This window comes from Microbacterium sp. OR21 (genome assembly GCF_047306785.1).
Lineage (GTDB): Bacteria > Actinomycetota > Actinomycetes > Actinomycetales > Microbacteriaceae > Microbacterium > Microbacterium esteraromaticum_E.
Window position 1 is genome coordinate 634,883 of sequence record NZ_JAZEXJ010000003.1, and the last position, 13,426, is coordinate 648,308.

The following is a 13,426-nucleotide window of genomic DNA, read 5'->3' on the forward strand; positions in this document are numbered from 1 at the left end:
CCTGTCGAGTAGCCTTCTGGGGTGCCGACCGCAGATGATGCCCCTGCTCTGCACCCCTCGCGGGTGCTGATCGCAGGGGTGACGGGGGCGGGAAAGACGACGCTCGCACGGCGCATCGCCGCGGTGTGGGGTCTGCGGCACGTCGAGATCGACGGTCTCTTCCACGGGCCGGACTGGACGCCACGCCGCGAGTTCCTCGACGACGTGCGGACGTTCGCCGCCGAGGACCGCTGGGTCACCGAATGGCAGTACACGAGCAAGGGCACCGACGAGATCCTGGCGCCTCGCGCGCAGATGGTGCTGTGGCTCGACTACCCCTACCGCGTCGTGCGGTCACGCCTCGTGCGGCGCACGGTCTCGCGGCAGGTGCTGCGCACCGAGCTGTGGAACGGGAACCGAGAACGCGGTCTGCTGAACATCTTCAACCGCAACGCCGAAGACAACATCCTGCTGTGGCAGACGAAGACGCTGCACAAGTGGGCCGAGCGGATGCCCGAGATCGAGGCGCGGTTCCCGCACCTGACGATCGTGCGCTTCGGGCATCCCCGCGAGACCGAGCGGTGGCTCCGGGCGCTGTCCGGGTGAATGTCGGAGGTACGTTCTACTCTTCGAGTATGTCCACCGCATCGCAGGATCCGTTTTACCGGCAGCGTGAGCTGCTGGATGAGTGGGTCGAGGTGCGGACGGAGATCAACCGGCTCGAAGCGCGGGCGGCGGCGCTGCTGGCGCAGCGGATCGAGGTGATGGATGCGGATGTCGCGGCCGCTCCCGTGCACCGTGAGGCGATCCGCCGGTCGATGGTGGCGGAGTACTCCGCGGCCGGGCGGATGGCGAAAGGCAGCGTGGAGCAGGCGTTCGCCGAGGCGCGCGCCCTGTGCGACGACTTCCCGAACCTGCGCGAGTCGTATGCTGCAGGACGGGTCAGCGCGGCGCACGTGCGGGAGATTCTTCGAGCGGCAGGCCCACTGATCCAGGCGATCGGTGAGGGCGCGGCGACCGAGGCGGATCACGCGCTGTACGAGGCGGCGGCCCTGGAGTTCGCCGAGACCGAAGCGCCCGCCCGCACCCGCGCGCACGTGCGGGAACTGATCGCCGCCCTCGTACCGCAGACGATCACCGAGCGGCACCGCACCGCCGTCGCCGAGCAGTCGGTCACGGTGCGCGAGCTCGACGATGAGATGGCGCTGCTGCAGGCCATCATGCCCACCTACAAGGCCGTCGCGATCCTCGACCGGCTCACCGCCATCGCCCGCGCGCAGAAGCAGCACCCCGAGAACCGCCACCCCACCCTGCCCACCGACCTCGACGCCGACGCCGAGTTCGAGACCGGTCGCGCGCAGGCAGAGGCTGAGGCGCGGGCGATCTTCGGCGCCGATGACACCTACACCACCGACCCGTTCGACCTGCCCGACCCGTTCGACCTGCCTGGGGCGTGGGAGGCCTATGAGGACGCCATGGACCGTCTCCTAGAACACGGCCCCACGGTGATCCGGATCCCCACCGACACCCGCAAGTTGGACGAGATCCGCACCGAACTGCTCAGCGACCTCCTCCTCACCGCGAACCCCAGTGAGATCATGGGCACCGGGCTCGACGGCATCCACGCCCGCATCCAGGTCACCGTCGCCGCCACCACCCTCACCGGCGCCGACGAGCACCCCGCCCAGCTCGACGGACACGGCACCCTGCACCCCGACATCGCCCGCCACCTCGCCGGCCACACAACCGGGTGGACCCGCCTGTTCCTCGACCCCACCGGACTGGTCACCGACACCGACACCTACACCCCCACCGAGCCGATGCGCCGCTACCTGCGCGCCCGCGACCAGCACTGCCGCTTCCCCGGCTGCCGCATGCCCATCCACCGCTGCGAAACCGACCACACCCACGACTGGGCCCTCGGCGGACCCACCCGCACCGACAACCTCGCCCACCTCTGCCTCACCCACCATGCGCTGAAGCATCCGGACATACCGGAGCAGTTCCGCTGGACAGCCAGACAGCTCCCCGACTGGACCCTCGAATGGACCAGCCCCACCGGACGCACCCACCACGACAGACCACCCCGCCGGGTCATGTTCGTGCCCAGCGACCCGTCACCGCCCGAAGCGGAGCACGAGCAGGCCGGCGAAGAGGCGCAGCGCGCGCCAGGCCCACCGGGCCGCTCGGTCGCGCACAGCGGCTGGCCCGCGCAGCACCACACTCCACCCTGGGAGACGACGGACACCAGAGCGGCCCCGCCTCAGCCGGAGGAGTGACGGGAACGTCAGGCCGTGGCGTCCGGCGAGTTGACCGCTCCGCCGAACCGGCGATCGCGCGACAGGTAGATCTGGATCGCCCGCCACAGCTCCTCGCGTGAGAAGTCCGGCCAGAGCGTGTCGAGGAAGACCATCTCGGCGTAGGCCGCCTGCCACAGCAGGAAGTTCGAGGTGCGCTGCTCCCCCGAGCTGCGCAGGAACAGGTCGACGTCGGGCATGTCGGGTACGTAGAGGTGCCTGCGGATCTGCTTCTCGGTGATCGCGCTCGGCCGCATCCGCCCGGCCTTGACCTCCTCCGCCATCGCCCGCATGGCGTCGACGAGCTCGACGCGTCCGCCGTAGTTCACGCACATGGTGAGCGTGAGCACGTCGTTGTCCTTCGTGAGCTGCTCGGCGAACTGCAGCTCCTTGATGACCGAGCCCCACAGGCGCGGCTTGCGCCCGGCCCAGCGCACCCGCACGCCCCATTCGTTGAGCTGGTCGCGACGGCGATGCAGCACGTCGCGGTTGTACCCCATCAGAAAGCGCACCTCCTCGGGAGAGCGCGCCCAGTTCTCGGTCGAGAAGGCGTACACCGACAGGTGCTTCACACCCGCCTGAATCGCGCCCGCGACGACATCCAGCAGCACCTCCTCGCCCGCCTTGTGCCCTTCGATGCGGTTCAGCCCTCGGCGGTTGGCCCATCTGCCATTGCCGTCCATCACGATCGCGATGTGCACCGGCACCGCGGGGAACGCCGGAGGCGTCTTGCCCGTCCAGTCCAGCGGCCGGAACGGCACCGCGTCCTTGTGCGTATACGGCTTCGGGGTCACCGTGGTCCTCTCGAGAGCGGGGTCACGTGCTCGAGCGAGCGGATGCCGCGCTCGAGATGCCACTGGGCGTAGGCGGCGATCGTGCCGGACGCGGCGGCCATATCGGCCGACGGTGCGGCATCCACCGTCGTCCAGTCGCCGCCCATCAGCGCGCGCAGCAGCGCCAGCGTCGACGGCGAGATCCGAGGGCTGCCGGCCGGCGCACAGGCGTCGCACACCGACCCGCCCAGCTGTGCGCCGAAATGCCGATGCGGCCCGGGGGCACCGCACCGCGCGCAGTCGTCGAGGGCGGGTGCCCAGCCCGACAGCGCCATCACGCGCAGCAGGTAGGAGTCGAGGATGCTGCGGGCGGCATGCTCACCTCGCGACAGCGAGCGCAGCCCGCCGACCAGCAGCAGATACTGCTCGGCCGTCGCCTCGGCCTCATTGAGCCGATCTGCGGTCTCGACCATGGCGCTGGCGGCCGTGAAGCGCTCGTAGTCGACGGCGATGTCCGCTCCGTAGGCGCCCAGCGAGTCCGCCTGCTGCACGATGTCGAGCGTGCGCCCCTTGTACATCTGCACATCGGCGACCATGAACGGCTCGAGCCTGGAGCCGAACTTCGATGAGGTGCGCCGCACGCCCTTCGCGACCGCACGGATCTTTCCGTTGCGTCGCGACAGCATCGTGACGATGCGATCCGCCTCACCCAGCTTGTGGGTGCGCAGGATCACCGCTTCATCTCGATAGGTGGGCACGGAACGATTATCCCCCGGTCACGAGAGAATGGTCGGGTGACGGAACCGCTCTTCACCATCCCGCTCTGGGCCGATCTTCTCGGCGTCGGGCTCGGCGGCATCCAGGGAGCGATGTTCGCCTCGGGCTTCCAGGGTCAGCGTCGTCTGGACTGGCTCGGCGTGGCGATCATCGGCATCATGATCGGCATGGGCGGCGGCCTCATCCGCGATCTGCTGATCGGCCAGCCACCCGCCACCCTGCAGAACGACTGGTATCTCATCACCGCGGCAGGGGCGGCGCTGTTCGGGATGCTGCTCGCCGGCGTCCTCAACCGGATCAACACGTTCATCGTGGTGCTCGACGCCGCCGTGATCGGCATGTTCGGCGCGTTCGGGGTCAGCAAGGCGATCGCGTTCGGCATCCCGCCCGTGCCCGCCGTGTTCATCGGCGTGTGCGCCGCGGTCGGCGGCGGTGTGCTTCGCGACGTGCTCATGGGGCTGCCGGTCGCGATCATGCACGTCGGTTCGCTCTACGCGGTGGCGGCCGGCGCGGGCTGCACGACCATCGTGATCCTGCACGCCTTCGACGTCTCGATCACCGTCGCGGCCGTGATCGGCATCGTCGTCACGGCCGTCATCCGGGTGCTCGCGGTGGTCTTCGACGTGTCGCTGCCTGAGCAGCGGCGCCTGTACCGACGCAAGGTGGCCACCGAGACCGGGATGATCCCGATCATCAAGCCGTGATCGGGATCATCCGCGCTCACACCGCCGCGAGCTCGCCCACCCGCGAGCGGATCGAGCGATTCACGCAGGAGACGATCGCCTTAAGCGACGCCGTCGAGATGTCGCCGTCGATGCCGACGCCCCACAGGCGCTGATCGTCGACCTGCAGCTCGACGTAGGCGGCTGCCTGCGCATCGCCGCCGGTCGAGAGGGTGTGCTCGACGTAGTCGTACAGCGAGATGTCGAAGCCGCGACCGCGCAGGATCTCGATGAACGCGGCGATCGGGCCGTTCCCGTGACCGGATGCCTGCTCGCTGGTCTCCCCGTCGCGCAGCACGATGTCGAGCGAGACGTCGCCGGACATGTCGCTGCGGGTCTGCGTGCCGAGCAGCTCGAAGCGTCCCCACTTCGCCGCGTCGTCGTCGGCGGGCAGATACTCGTCGGTGAAGATCGACCAGATCTGCTCGCTGGTGACCTCCCCGCCCTCGGCATCCGTCTTGGCCTGCACGACACCCGAGAACTCGATCTGCAACTTGCGCGGCAGGTCGAGGGCGTGGTCGGTCTTCAGCAGGTAGGCGACACCGCCCTTGCCGGACTGGGAGTTGACGCGGATGACGGCCTCGTACGAGCGACCGAGATCCTTCGGGTCGACCGGCAGGTAGGGCACGCCCCATTCGATCTCGTCGATCGAGACGCCCTGCTCGTCGGCCTTCGCGGCCATCGCCTCGAAGCCCTTCTTGATCGCGTCCTGATGCGATCCGCTGAACGCGGTGAACACCAGGTCCCCGGCCCAGGGGCTGCGCTCGGGCACCGGCAGCTGGTTGCAGTACTCGACCGTGCGCTTGACCTGGTCGATGTCGCTGAAGTCGATCTGCGGGTCGATGCCCTGCGTGAACAGGTTGATCCCCAGCGCGACCAGGTCGACGTTCCCGGTGCGCTCGCCGTTGCCGAACAGGCATCCCTCGATCCGGTCGGCGCCGGCCAGGTACCCCAGCTCCGCGGCGGCGATCGCGGTGCCGCGGTCGTTATGCGGATGCAGCGACAGGATCACGTTCTCGCGGTGCGCCAGGTGGCGGTTCATCCACTCGATCGAGTCCGCGTACACGTTCGGGGTCGCCATCTCGACGGTGGCGGGCAGGTTGATGATCACCTTGCGGTCGGGCGTCGGCTCGAGCACGTCGAGCACGGCGTTGCAGACCTCGACGGCGTACTCCAGCTCGGTGCCGGTGTAGCTCTCGGGCGAGTACTCGTAGTACACCTGCGTGTCGGGGATGCGCTTCTCGAACCGACGGCACAGGCGTGCACCCTCGAGTGCGATCTGCTTGACGCCCTCGCGGTCTGAGCGGAAGACGACCTCGCGCTGCAGAACGCTGGTGGAGTTGTAGAAGTGCACGATCGCCTGCTTAGCGCCGACGATCGCCTCGTAGGTGCGCTCGATCAGGTGCTCACGGCACTGGGTCAGCACCTGGATGGTCACGTCGTCGGGGATGAGGTCCTCTTCGATCAGCTGACGCACGAAGTCGAAGTCGGTCTGGCTGGCCGACGGGAAGCCGACCTCGATCTCCTTGTAGCCCATGCTGACGAGCAGCTCGAACATGACGCGCTTGCGCTCGGGCGACATCGGGTCGATGAGCGCCTGGTTGCCGTCGCGCAGGTCGACCGCGCACCAGCGGGGCGCTTCGGTGATGCGCTTCGAGGGCCAGGTGCGATCTTCGAGATCGATGCGGATCTGCTCGTGGAACGGACGGTACTTGTGCACCGGCATCGCCGAGGGCTTCTGATGGTTCTTCATGATGGGGCTGCTTCTCTTCGTCAGATAACGTGCTCGGGCCAACACAAGCGCCGCGACGAGGAAGGCCCGATGATCAGGACTCGTCGCGGCAGCTAAGAAGAAGCAGACCGCCCAGAGGCATGCCTCGATGCTAGCACTCCGCTTGGCATGATGCTCACCCGAAGCCGCTTCAGGGGATCAGCGCGATCTTCCCGCCCGGATGCCCGTCGGCGAGGAACGCGAGCGCCTGCGGCGCCTCAGCGAGCGGGTACTCGCGCGCGACCGGCACGACGATGTCGCCTGCCTCGGCGGCCTCGACGAGGTGGATGCGCGCCTCGTCGCGGTACCGCGCGGTCTCGGGATCGGCCCCCGAGCTGGCGAGGAAGCCGTGCTCGGCGGCCGCCGCCGGCGCGACGATCGTGACGATGCGTCGGCGGTCGTTCACGAGGGCGAGCGACGTCTCGACGGCCTCCGGTGTGCCGGCGGCGTCGAGCGCGGCATCGACCGCGGTCACGCCGGCACCGGCCATCGTCTCGCGGATGCGCGAGAGCAGCCCGTCGCCGTACTCGACCGGCAGACCGCCGAATCGGCGCACCTCGTCGAAGCGGGCGCGACCGGCCGTGCCGATCACCCGAATGCCCTGCATCGCGGCCTGCTGCAGAACGCTCACTCCGACCGCACCGGAGGCGGCGTGCAGCAGCACGGTCTCGCCACGGGTCGCACCGACCGCGTGCAGCATGGCCGATGCGGTCGTTCCCGCGAGCAGCAGGTTCGCCGCCTCCGCGTGCGTGAGGCCGGCGGGCTTGCGCAGCACTTTCTGCGCGGGCACCGTGAGCTCGGTGGCGTATCCCCCGCGCACCCGGAAGGCGATCACCTCGTCGCCGACGGCGACGCGGCCGGTGACGATCTCGGTGCGAGGACCGACCGCCGTGACGACTCCCGACACCTCGTAGCCGATCGGCGTGGGCAGCTCGATGCCGCTTCTGGGGGCTGCGACGTGCTTCGCGTCGGCCGGGTTCACACCGGCGGCGTGCACGCGGATCGTCACCTCACCGGCATCCGGCCTCGCCACCTCGTACTCCTCGAGGCGCCATCCGTTCGGCGAGCCCCACTCGCGGGCGACCCAGTGCTCGGCCATCTCAGAAGCCGAGCCGGCCGAGCTGCTTGGGGTCTCGCTGCCACTCCTTGGCCACCTTGACGTGCAGCTTCAGGAAAACCCTCGTGCCGAGCAGCTCCTCGATCCCCTGGCGGGCGGCCGCGCCGACGTCGCGCAGGCGGGCGCCCTTGCGTCCGATGATGATCGCCTTCTGACTGTCGCGCTCGACGACGATCGAGGCGTAGACGTCGGTGAGATCGCCGTCCTCGCGGGGCGCGACGTCATCGACCACCACGGCGATCGAGTGCGGCAGCTCGTCCCGGACGCCTTCGAGAGCCGCTTCGCGGATGATCTCGGCGATGCGATCCTCGTCGGACTCGTCGGTGACGAGGCCCTCCTCGTACAGCCGGGGCCCCGTGGGCATGAGCTGCAGCATCTCGTCTGCCAGCACGTCGAGCTGCTCACGGGTGAGCGCCGACAGCGGGATCACCGCAGCCCAGTCCTCGCGCAGCGAATCGACCTCCATGAGCCGCTCGACGATGTCGTCCCTCGCGGCGGCATCCGTCTTCGTCACGATCGCCACCTTCTTCGCCCGCGGGTAGCCGTCCAGCGACGCGGCGATGCGCCGATCCCCGGGGCCGACCTTCTCGGTCGCCGGAACGCAGAAGCCGATCACGTCGACATCGCCCAGCACCTGCTCCACCAGGTCGTTGAGCCGCTCGCCGAGCAGGGTGCGCGGCTTATGGATACCGGGGGTGTCGACGATGACGAGCTGACCGTCGGGCCGGTTCAGGATGCCTCGGATCGCCCGCCTAGTCGTCTGCGGCTTCTCGCTGGTGATCGCGATCTTCTCACCCACCAGCGCGTTCGTCAGCGTCGACTTGCCGACGTTGGGTCGTCCGACGAACGTCACGAAGCCACTGCGGGTCTTCTCTCGATCACTCATTGCCCTGTCCTCCATCGTCTTCGTCGTCGTCCCCGCCCTCGGGGGCTCGCTCCACGAACACCGTGGCCAGTCCCCTGCCCCGCCCGCGTGACGCCCCTCCGGTGAGCACCAGCCCCTGCACCGTCACGGTGTCCCCGGGCTGCGGGATCCGCCCCAGCTCCTTCGCCAGCAGACCGCCGATCGAGTCGACGTCGTCGTCTTCGAGCTCGAGGCCGAACAGGTCGCCGACGTCCTCGAGCCCGAGCCGGGAGTTGACGCGGTAGCGACCGTCGGCGAGCTCCACGACCTCGGCGGGGCCGCGATCGTACTCATCGGCGATCTCGCCCACGAGCTCCTCGATGAGGTCCTCCAGGGTGACGAGTCCGGAGATGCCGCCGTGCTCGTCGATGACGATGCACACGTGCACCGCATCCCGCTTCATCTGCTGCAGCAGCGTCTCGGCACGCATCGACTCCGGAACGAAGACCGCCGGTCGGGCGATCGGTCGCACCGGGCGTCCGCGCCACGCGCTCTCGTCGCGGTACGCGAACTGCACGAGATCCTTCAGGTAGAGCACGCCGACGACGTCGTCGGCCTCGCCGTCCACGACGGGCATGCGCGACACTCCGGTGCGCAGGAACAGCTCCATCGCCTCGGTCGTCGTCGCCTCGGCGTCCACCGTCATCATCTCGGTGCGCGGCACCATCACCGCACGCACGAACTGGTCGGTGAAGTCGAACACCGAGTGGATGAGATCGCGGTCGTCGGTTTCGATGAGCCGGTTCGACGCCGCTTCGTCGACCATGCTCAGCAGCTGCTCCTCCGAGGCGAAGCTGCTGCGTCCCGTGCCAGGGGTGACCCGCTGCCCCACCGAGACCAGCGCCTGAGCGAGCGGCCCGAGCAGGATGCGCATCCCACGCACGACCGGTGCCCAGGTGCGCAGCATCGACGTCGCGTGCAGACGCCCGAAGGACCTCGGGCTGGCGCCGACGAGCACGAACGTGATGCCGGTCATCAGCACCGCGGCGGCGAGCATCGCCCACCAGATGCTGGGCAGCAGCGCGTCGAGCGCGACCGTCACGAACACGGCCGCCGTGGTCTCGGACAGCACACGCATGAAGGCGACGGCGTTCACGTGCGGTGCCGGATCGGCGGCGATGCGCGCCAGGGCGTCGGCGTTGCGGCCGTCCGCCGCCATGTTCTCGAGGTCGCTGTTCGAGCTGACCGAGAACGCCGCATCCACGGCCGCCATCAGGCCGCCGAAGGCGACCAGCAGCACGGCGGCCGCGAGCAGTATCGCCGGCGTCATCGACCGCGTTCGGCGCGCGCGAAGCCCTCGATCAGCGACTTCTGCAGTCCGAACATCTCACGCTCCTCGTCGGGTTCTGCGTGGTCGAAGCCGAGCAGGTGCAGCAGTCCGTGCGTGGTGAGCAGGATCAGCTCGTCCATCAGCGAGTGCCCTGCGGTCTGCGCCTGCGCCTCGGCGACCTGCGGGCACAGCACGATGTCACCGAGCAGACCGGGGGGCGTGGGGTTCTCCGGGCTGCCGGGACGCAGCTCGTCCATCGGGAAGCTCAGCACGTCGGTCGGACCCGGCTCGTCCATCCACTGCACGTGCAGCGACTCCATCGCGCCCTCGTCGACGAGCACGATCGCGACCTCCGCGTCGGGGCTGACGTGCAGCTGCGCGAGGTTGAAGTCGGTCAGCCGCTGCAGCACCGTCTCGTCGACCGTGATCGCCGACTCGTTGTTGATCTCGATCACTTCAGGCCTCGCTTCGGCATGCGGTCTCGGGGTTTCTGCGGCTGCCCGCTGCGACGCTCGGCGCGGTTGGCGAACTGATGCGCCTGCTCGCGCTCGACTCGCGCGGCCGTGCGCTGCTCGTCGTACTCGCTGTACGCGTCGACGATGCGGCCGACGAGCGAGTGCCGCACGACGTCGTCGCTGGTGAGCCGGGAGAAGTGGATGTCGTCGATGTCGCCGAGCACACGGGTGACCAGACGCAGACCCGAGGCGCCCTGCGGCAGGTCGACCTGGGTGATGTCGCCGGTGACGACCATCTTCGTGCCGAACCCCAGGCGGGTGAGGAACATCTTCATCTGCTCGGGCGTGGTGTTCTGCGCCTCGTCGAGCACGACGAACGAGTCGTTGAGCGTGCGACCGCGCATGTAGGCGAGGGGCGCGACCTCGATGGTGCCGGTGGCCATCAGCCGCGGCACGACCTCGGGGTCCATCATCTCGTTGAGTGCGTCGTAGAGCGGACGCAGGTAGGGGTCGATCTTGTCGGTCAGCGAACCGGGTAGGAATCCCAGCCGCTCTCCCGCCTCCACGGCGGGGCGAGTGAGGATGATGCGCTGGACCTCTTTGCGCTGCAGCGCCTGCACGGCCTTCGCCATCGCCAGATACGTCTTGCCGGTGCCGGCCGGTCCGATGCCGAAGACGATGGTGTTCTGCTCGATCGCGTCAACGTACTCCTTCTGCCCCATCGTCTTCGGGCGGATCACCCGGCCGCGGGTGGACAGGATCGCCTCGCCGAGCACCTCGCTGGGACGCGGCCCCTCGTCGCGACGCAGGATGCGCGCGGAGTGCTCGACGTCGCTCGGGGCGAGATCGTGACCCGATCGGGTCATCTCGATGAGCTCCTCTACGAGTCGTCTGGCCGCCTCGACGTCGGACGATGTCCCGCCGAGCGTGATCTCGTTGCCGCGCACCATCACCTGCACGCTCGGATGCTGCTTCTCGAGCATCCGCAGCAGGCGGTCCTGTGGGCCGAGCAGCTGCACCATGGCGATGCCGTCGGCGTAGATGCGCTCGGTGCGCTCGGGTTGCGCGGGGAACTGCGCGGGTGCGCTTCCCTGCTGTGCGCTGTCATCAGAAGCCAACGAGCTTGCCCTCCTCGATGTCGCCGAGCACGTGCGCATGGACGTGGAACACCGACTGCCCGGCGCGGGCGCCGTTGTTGAAGATCAGACGGTACTCGCCGTCGGCGTGCTCGGCGGCTATCTGCTTGGCGACGGCGACCATCTCCGCCATCAGGCCGGGGTCGCCGGCCGCGAGTTCGGTGACGTCGCGGTACTGCTCGGTCTTGGGGATCACGAGCGCGTGCAGCGGCGCCTGGGGGTTGATGTCGCGGATCGCGAACACGCGCTCGGTGTCGGCGAGGACGTCGCCGGGGATCTCCCCGTTGAGGATGCGGGTGAAGATCGAGGGTTCGCTCATGCGTGCAAGTCTATTCACCAGCGGCCGAGCGTGGCCGAGAGCACCGCGATCGCCGCGGGACCGGCGGTCGACGTGCGCAGCACCGTGTCACCCAGACGCACGCGCTCGGCACCCGCCGCCTCGAGCCGGTCGAGCTCGTCGGGAGCCATCCCGCCCTCCGGTCCGACCACGAGCACGAGGTCGCGACCGTCGGCACGGATGCTCGTGAGCGGCGTCTCGGTCCACGGGTCCAGCACGAGCAGTCTGGCGTGCGCCGCGCGCTCCGCCAGCTGGGCCGTCGACTCCACCGGCGCGACCTCGGGAACCCAGGCGCGATGCGCCTGCTTCGCGGCCTCGCGGACGATCGTCGACCAGCGCTCGCGCCCCTTCGCGGCCTTCGGCCCCTCCCAGCGCGACACGCTGCGCGACGCCTGCCACGGCACGATCTCATCGACGCCGAGCTCGCACGCGGCCTGCACGGCGAGCTCGTCGCGGTCGCCCTTCGCCAGCGCCTGCACGAGAACGATGCGGGTCTCGGGCTGGGCCTGTTCGCGGCGGCCCGTGATCCGCACGCTCACCTGCGATGCCGTGACGTCTTCCGCTGCGCCTTCGAGCCACACACCGCGGCCGTCGCCGATGGTGACGCTCTCACCCACCCGCACTCGGCGCACCACGGAGGCATGCTTCGCCTCGGATCCGGTGAGGCGGACGACGTCGCCGACAGCGGCGCTCGTGCAGTCGGGTACGACGAAGTGCAGGGCCATGGGGCTCCGATCGGTGCGGTGCGGTGCGGTGGTGTCAGTGGCTGCGGAAGCGGTCGCGCAGCTTCGAGAACAGCCCCTGCTGGAACTGCGCGAGCCTGGGCCCGGGGGCCTTGGCCTTCTTCGCGAAATCCTCGATGAGCTTGCGCTGACCGGCGTCGAGCCTGGTCGGGGTGACGACCTGCACCCCGACGCGCAGGTCGCCGCGCTGGGATCCCCGCAGCGGCGTGATGCCGCGCCCGCTGATGGTGAGCACATCGCCGGACTGCACGCCCGCACGCACCTCGAGGTCGACGGATCCGTCGAGACCGTCGATCGTCGTCGTGGTGCCGAGGATGGCATCCGTCATCGACACCTCGAGCGTCGCCAGCAGGTCGTCGCCGTCGCGGCTGAACACCGGATGCGGCGCGACCGAGACCTCCACGTACAGATCGCCGTGCGGGCCACCGGCCCGGCCGACCTCGCCCGAGCCGGGCAGCTGCAGTCGCAGTCCGGTCTCGACGCCGGCCGGGATGTCGAGGGCGACGGTGCGCCGCGAGCGCACGCGCCCCTGCCCGGCGCAGGATCCGCACGGGTTGGGGATGACCGTGCCGTAGCCCTCGCAGCTGCCACAGGGCTGCGTGGTGACGACGTTGCCGAGGAGGCTGCGCACCTGACGCTGCACGTGGCCGCTGCCGCCGCACACGTCGCAGGTGACGGGAGAGGTGCCCGGCTGGCAGCAGCTGCCCTGGCAGGTCTCGCAGAGCACCGCGGTGTCGACCTCGATGTCGCGGTGCACGCCGAACACGACGTCGCCGAGGTCGAGGTCGATGCGCACGAGGGCATCCTGGCCTCGCTCGCGACGGGAGCGGGGTCGGGCCGAGCGAGCACCTCCTGCGGCGCCGAAGAACGTCTCGAAGATGTCGCCGAAGCCGCCGAACCCTCCGAAGCCGCCGTTCTGATCGCCGCCCATGTCGTAGCGACGTCGCGAGTCCTCGTCGCTGAGCACGTCGTAGGCGTGCGTGACGAGCTTGAACCGCTCCGCGGCATCCTCACCCGGGTTCACGTCAGGGTGCAGCTGACGTGCGAGCTTGCGGTAGGCCTTCTTGATCTCGTCCTGAGAGGCGTCCTTCGACACCCCGAGGACCTCGTAGTGATCCGCCACGGTCACCTTTCTTCGTGTGCGT

General features: G+C 69.2%; 14 protein-coding genes. 3 read left to right on the top strand and 11 right to left on the bottom strand.

All coding sequences use genetic code 11. From position 1 onward, the window contains the following. The first annotated feature begins 21 nt into the window (after positions 1-21). Entirely contained in the window at positions 22-585 is a 564-nt protein-coding gene (locus tag V2S04_RS11660) for an AAA family ATPase (protein WP_413638593.1), read from the top strand. A 29-nt stretch (positions 586-614) separates the two neighbouring features. Continuing rightward, positions 615-2,258 carry an HNH endonuclease gene (locus V2S04_RS11665; RefSeq protein WP_413638594.1) on the top strand — a complete coding sequence of 548 codons (1,644 nt, stop codon included), beginning with the start codon at positions 615-617 and terminating at the stop codon, positions 2,256-2,258. An 8-nt stretch (positions 2,259-2,266) separates the two neighbouring features. Here V2S04_RS11665 and V2S04_RS11670 read toward each other — a convergent pair whose 3' ends face one another. Both V2S04_RS11670 and recO read right to left on the bottom strand, forming a co-directional pair. Next, positions 2,267-3,070: an isoprenyl transferase gene (locus V2S04_RS11670; protein ID WP_413638595.1), complete on the bottom strand. Its 804-nt coding sequence runs from the start codon at positions 3,068-3,070 to the stop codon at positions 2,267-2,269. Further along, positions 3,067-3,807, bottom strand: coding sequence for a DNA repair protein RecO (gene recO, locus V2S04_RS11675; RefSeq protein WP_413638596.1), 741 nt, complete (start codon positions 3,805-3,807; stop codon positions 3,067-3,069). Before recO ends, V2S04_RS11670 begins: the two co-directional genes overlap by 4 nt. A gap of 36 nt (positions 3,808-3,843) precedes the next feature. Here recO and V2S04_RS11680 point away from each other — a divergent pair, with 36 nt between their 5' ends. Continuing rightward, entirely contained in the window at positions 3,844-4,530 is a 687-nt protein-coding gene (locus V2S04_RS11680) for a trimeric intracellular cation channel family protein (protein ID WP_413638597.1), read from the top strand. A gap of 16 nt (positions 4,531-4,546) precedes the next feature. On the opposite strand, the gene leuA is transcribed toward V2S04_RS11680, so the two are convergent. The 9 genes from leuA to dnaJ all read right to left on the bottom strand — a co-directional run bounded on the left by leuA (position 4,547) and on the right by dnaJ (position 13,404). Further along, positions 4,547-6,301 carry a 2-isopropylmalate synthase gene (gene leuA, locus V2S04_RS11685; protein WP_413638598.1) on the bottom strand — a complete coding sequence of 585 codons (1,755 nt, stop codon included), beginning with the start codon at positions 6,299-6,301 and terminating at the stop codon, positions 4,547-4,549. A gap of 169 nt (positions 6,302-6,470) precedes the next feature. Further along, on the bottom strand, positions 6,471-7,418 hold the full coding sequence (locus tag V2S04_RS11690; RefSeq protein ID WP_413638599.1) for an NADP-dependent oxidoreductase: 948 nt from the start codon (positions 7,416-7,418) through the stop codon (positions 6,471-6,473). 1 nt (position 7,419) lies between these two features. Continuing rightward, on the bottom strand, positions 7,420-8,322 hold the full coding sequence (gene era, locus V2S04_RS11695) for a GTPase Era (protein ID WP_413638600.1): 903 nt from the start codon (positions 8,320-8,322) through the stop codon (positions 7,420-7,422). Then, complete coding sequence (locus tag V2S04_RS11700) at positions 8,315-9,610, bottom strand: hemolysin family protein (protein WP_413638601.1); 1,296 nt, start codon at positions 9,608-9,610, stop codon at positions 8,315-8,317. The genes era and V2S04_RS11700 overlap by 8 nt, the downstream gene beginning before the upstream one ends. Then, the gene (gene ybeY / locus V2S04_RS11705) at positions 9,607-10,065 is read right to left on the bottom strand and encodes an rRNA maturation RNase YbeY (RefSeq protein WP_413638602.1); all 459 of its coding nucleotides are present in this window, start codon (positions 10,063-10,065) and stop codon (positions 9,607-9,609) included. The genes V2S04_RS11700 and ybeY overlap by 4 nt, the downstream gene beginning before the upstream one ends. Then, a complete protein-coding gene (locus V2S04_RS11710) occupies positions 10,062-11,087 on the bottom strand; it encodes a PhoH family protein (protein ID WP_413638781.1) in 1,026 nt (341 codons plus the stop codon). Before V2S04_RS11710 ends, ybeY begins: the two co-directional genes overlap by 4 nt. Before the next feature lie 85 nt (positions 11,088-11,172). Further along, entirely contained in the window at positions 11,173-11,520 is a 348-nt protein-coding gene (locus V2S04_RS11715; protein WP_099194675.1) for an HIT domain-containing protein, read from the bottom strand. A 14-nt stretch (positions 11,521-11,534) separates the two neighbouring features. Further along, positions 11,535-12,263 (bottom strand): 16S rRNA (uracil(1498)-N(3))-methyltransferase, encoded by a 729-nt coding sequence (locus tag V2S04_RS11720; protein WP_413638603.1) that lies wholly within the window; start codon positions 12,261-12,263, stop codon positions 11,535-11,537. A 34-nt stretch (positions 12,264-12,297) separates the two neighbouring features. Then, complete coding sequence (gene dnaJ / locus V2S04_RS11725) at positions 12,298-13,404, bottom strand: molecular chaperone DnaJ (protein WP_413638604.1); 1,107 nt, start codon at positions 13,402-13,404, stop codon at positions 12,298-12,300. Between the last annotated feature and the right edge of the window lie 22 nt (positions 13,405-13,426).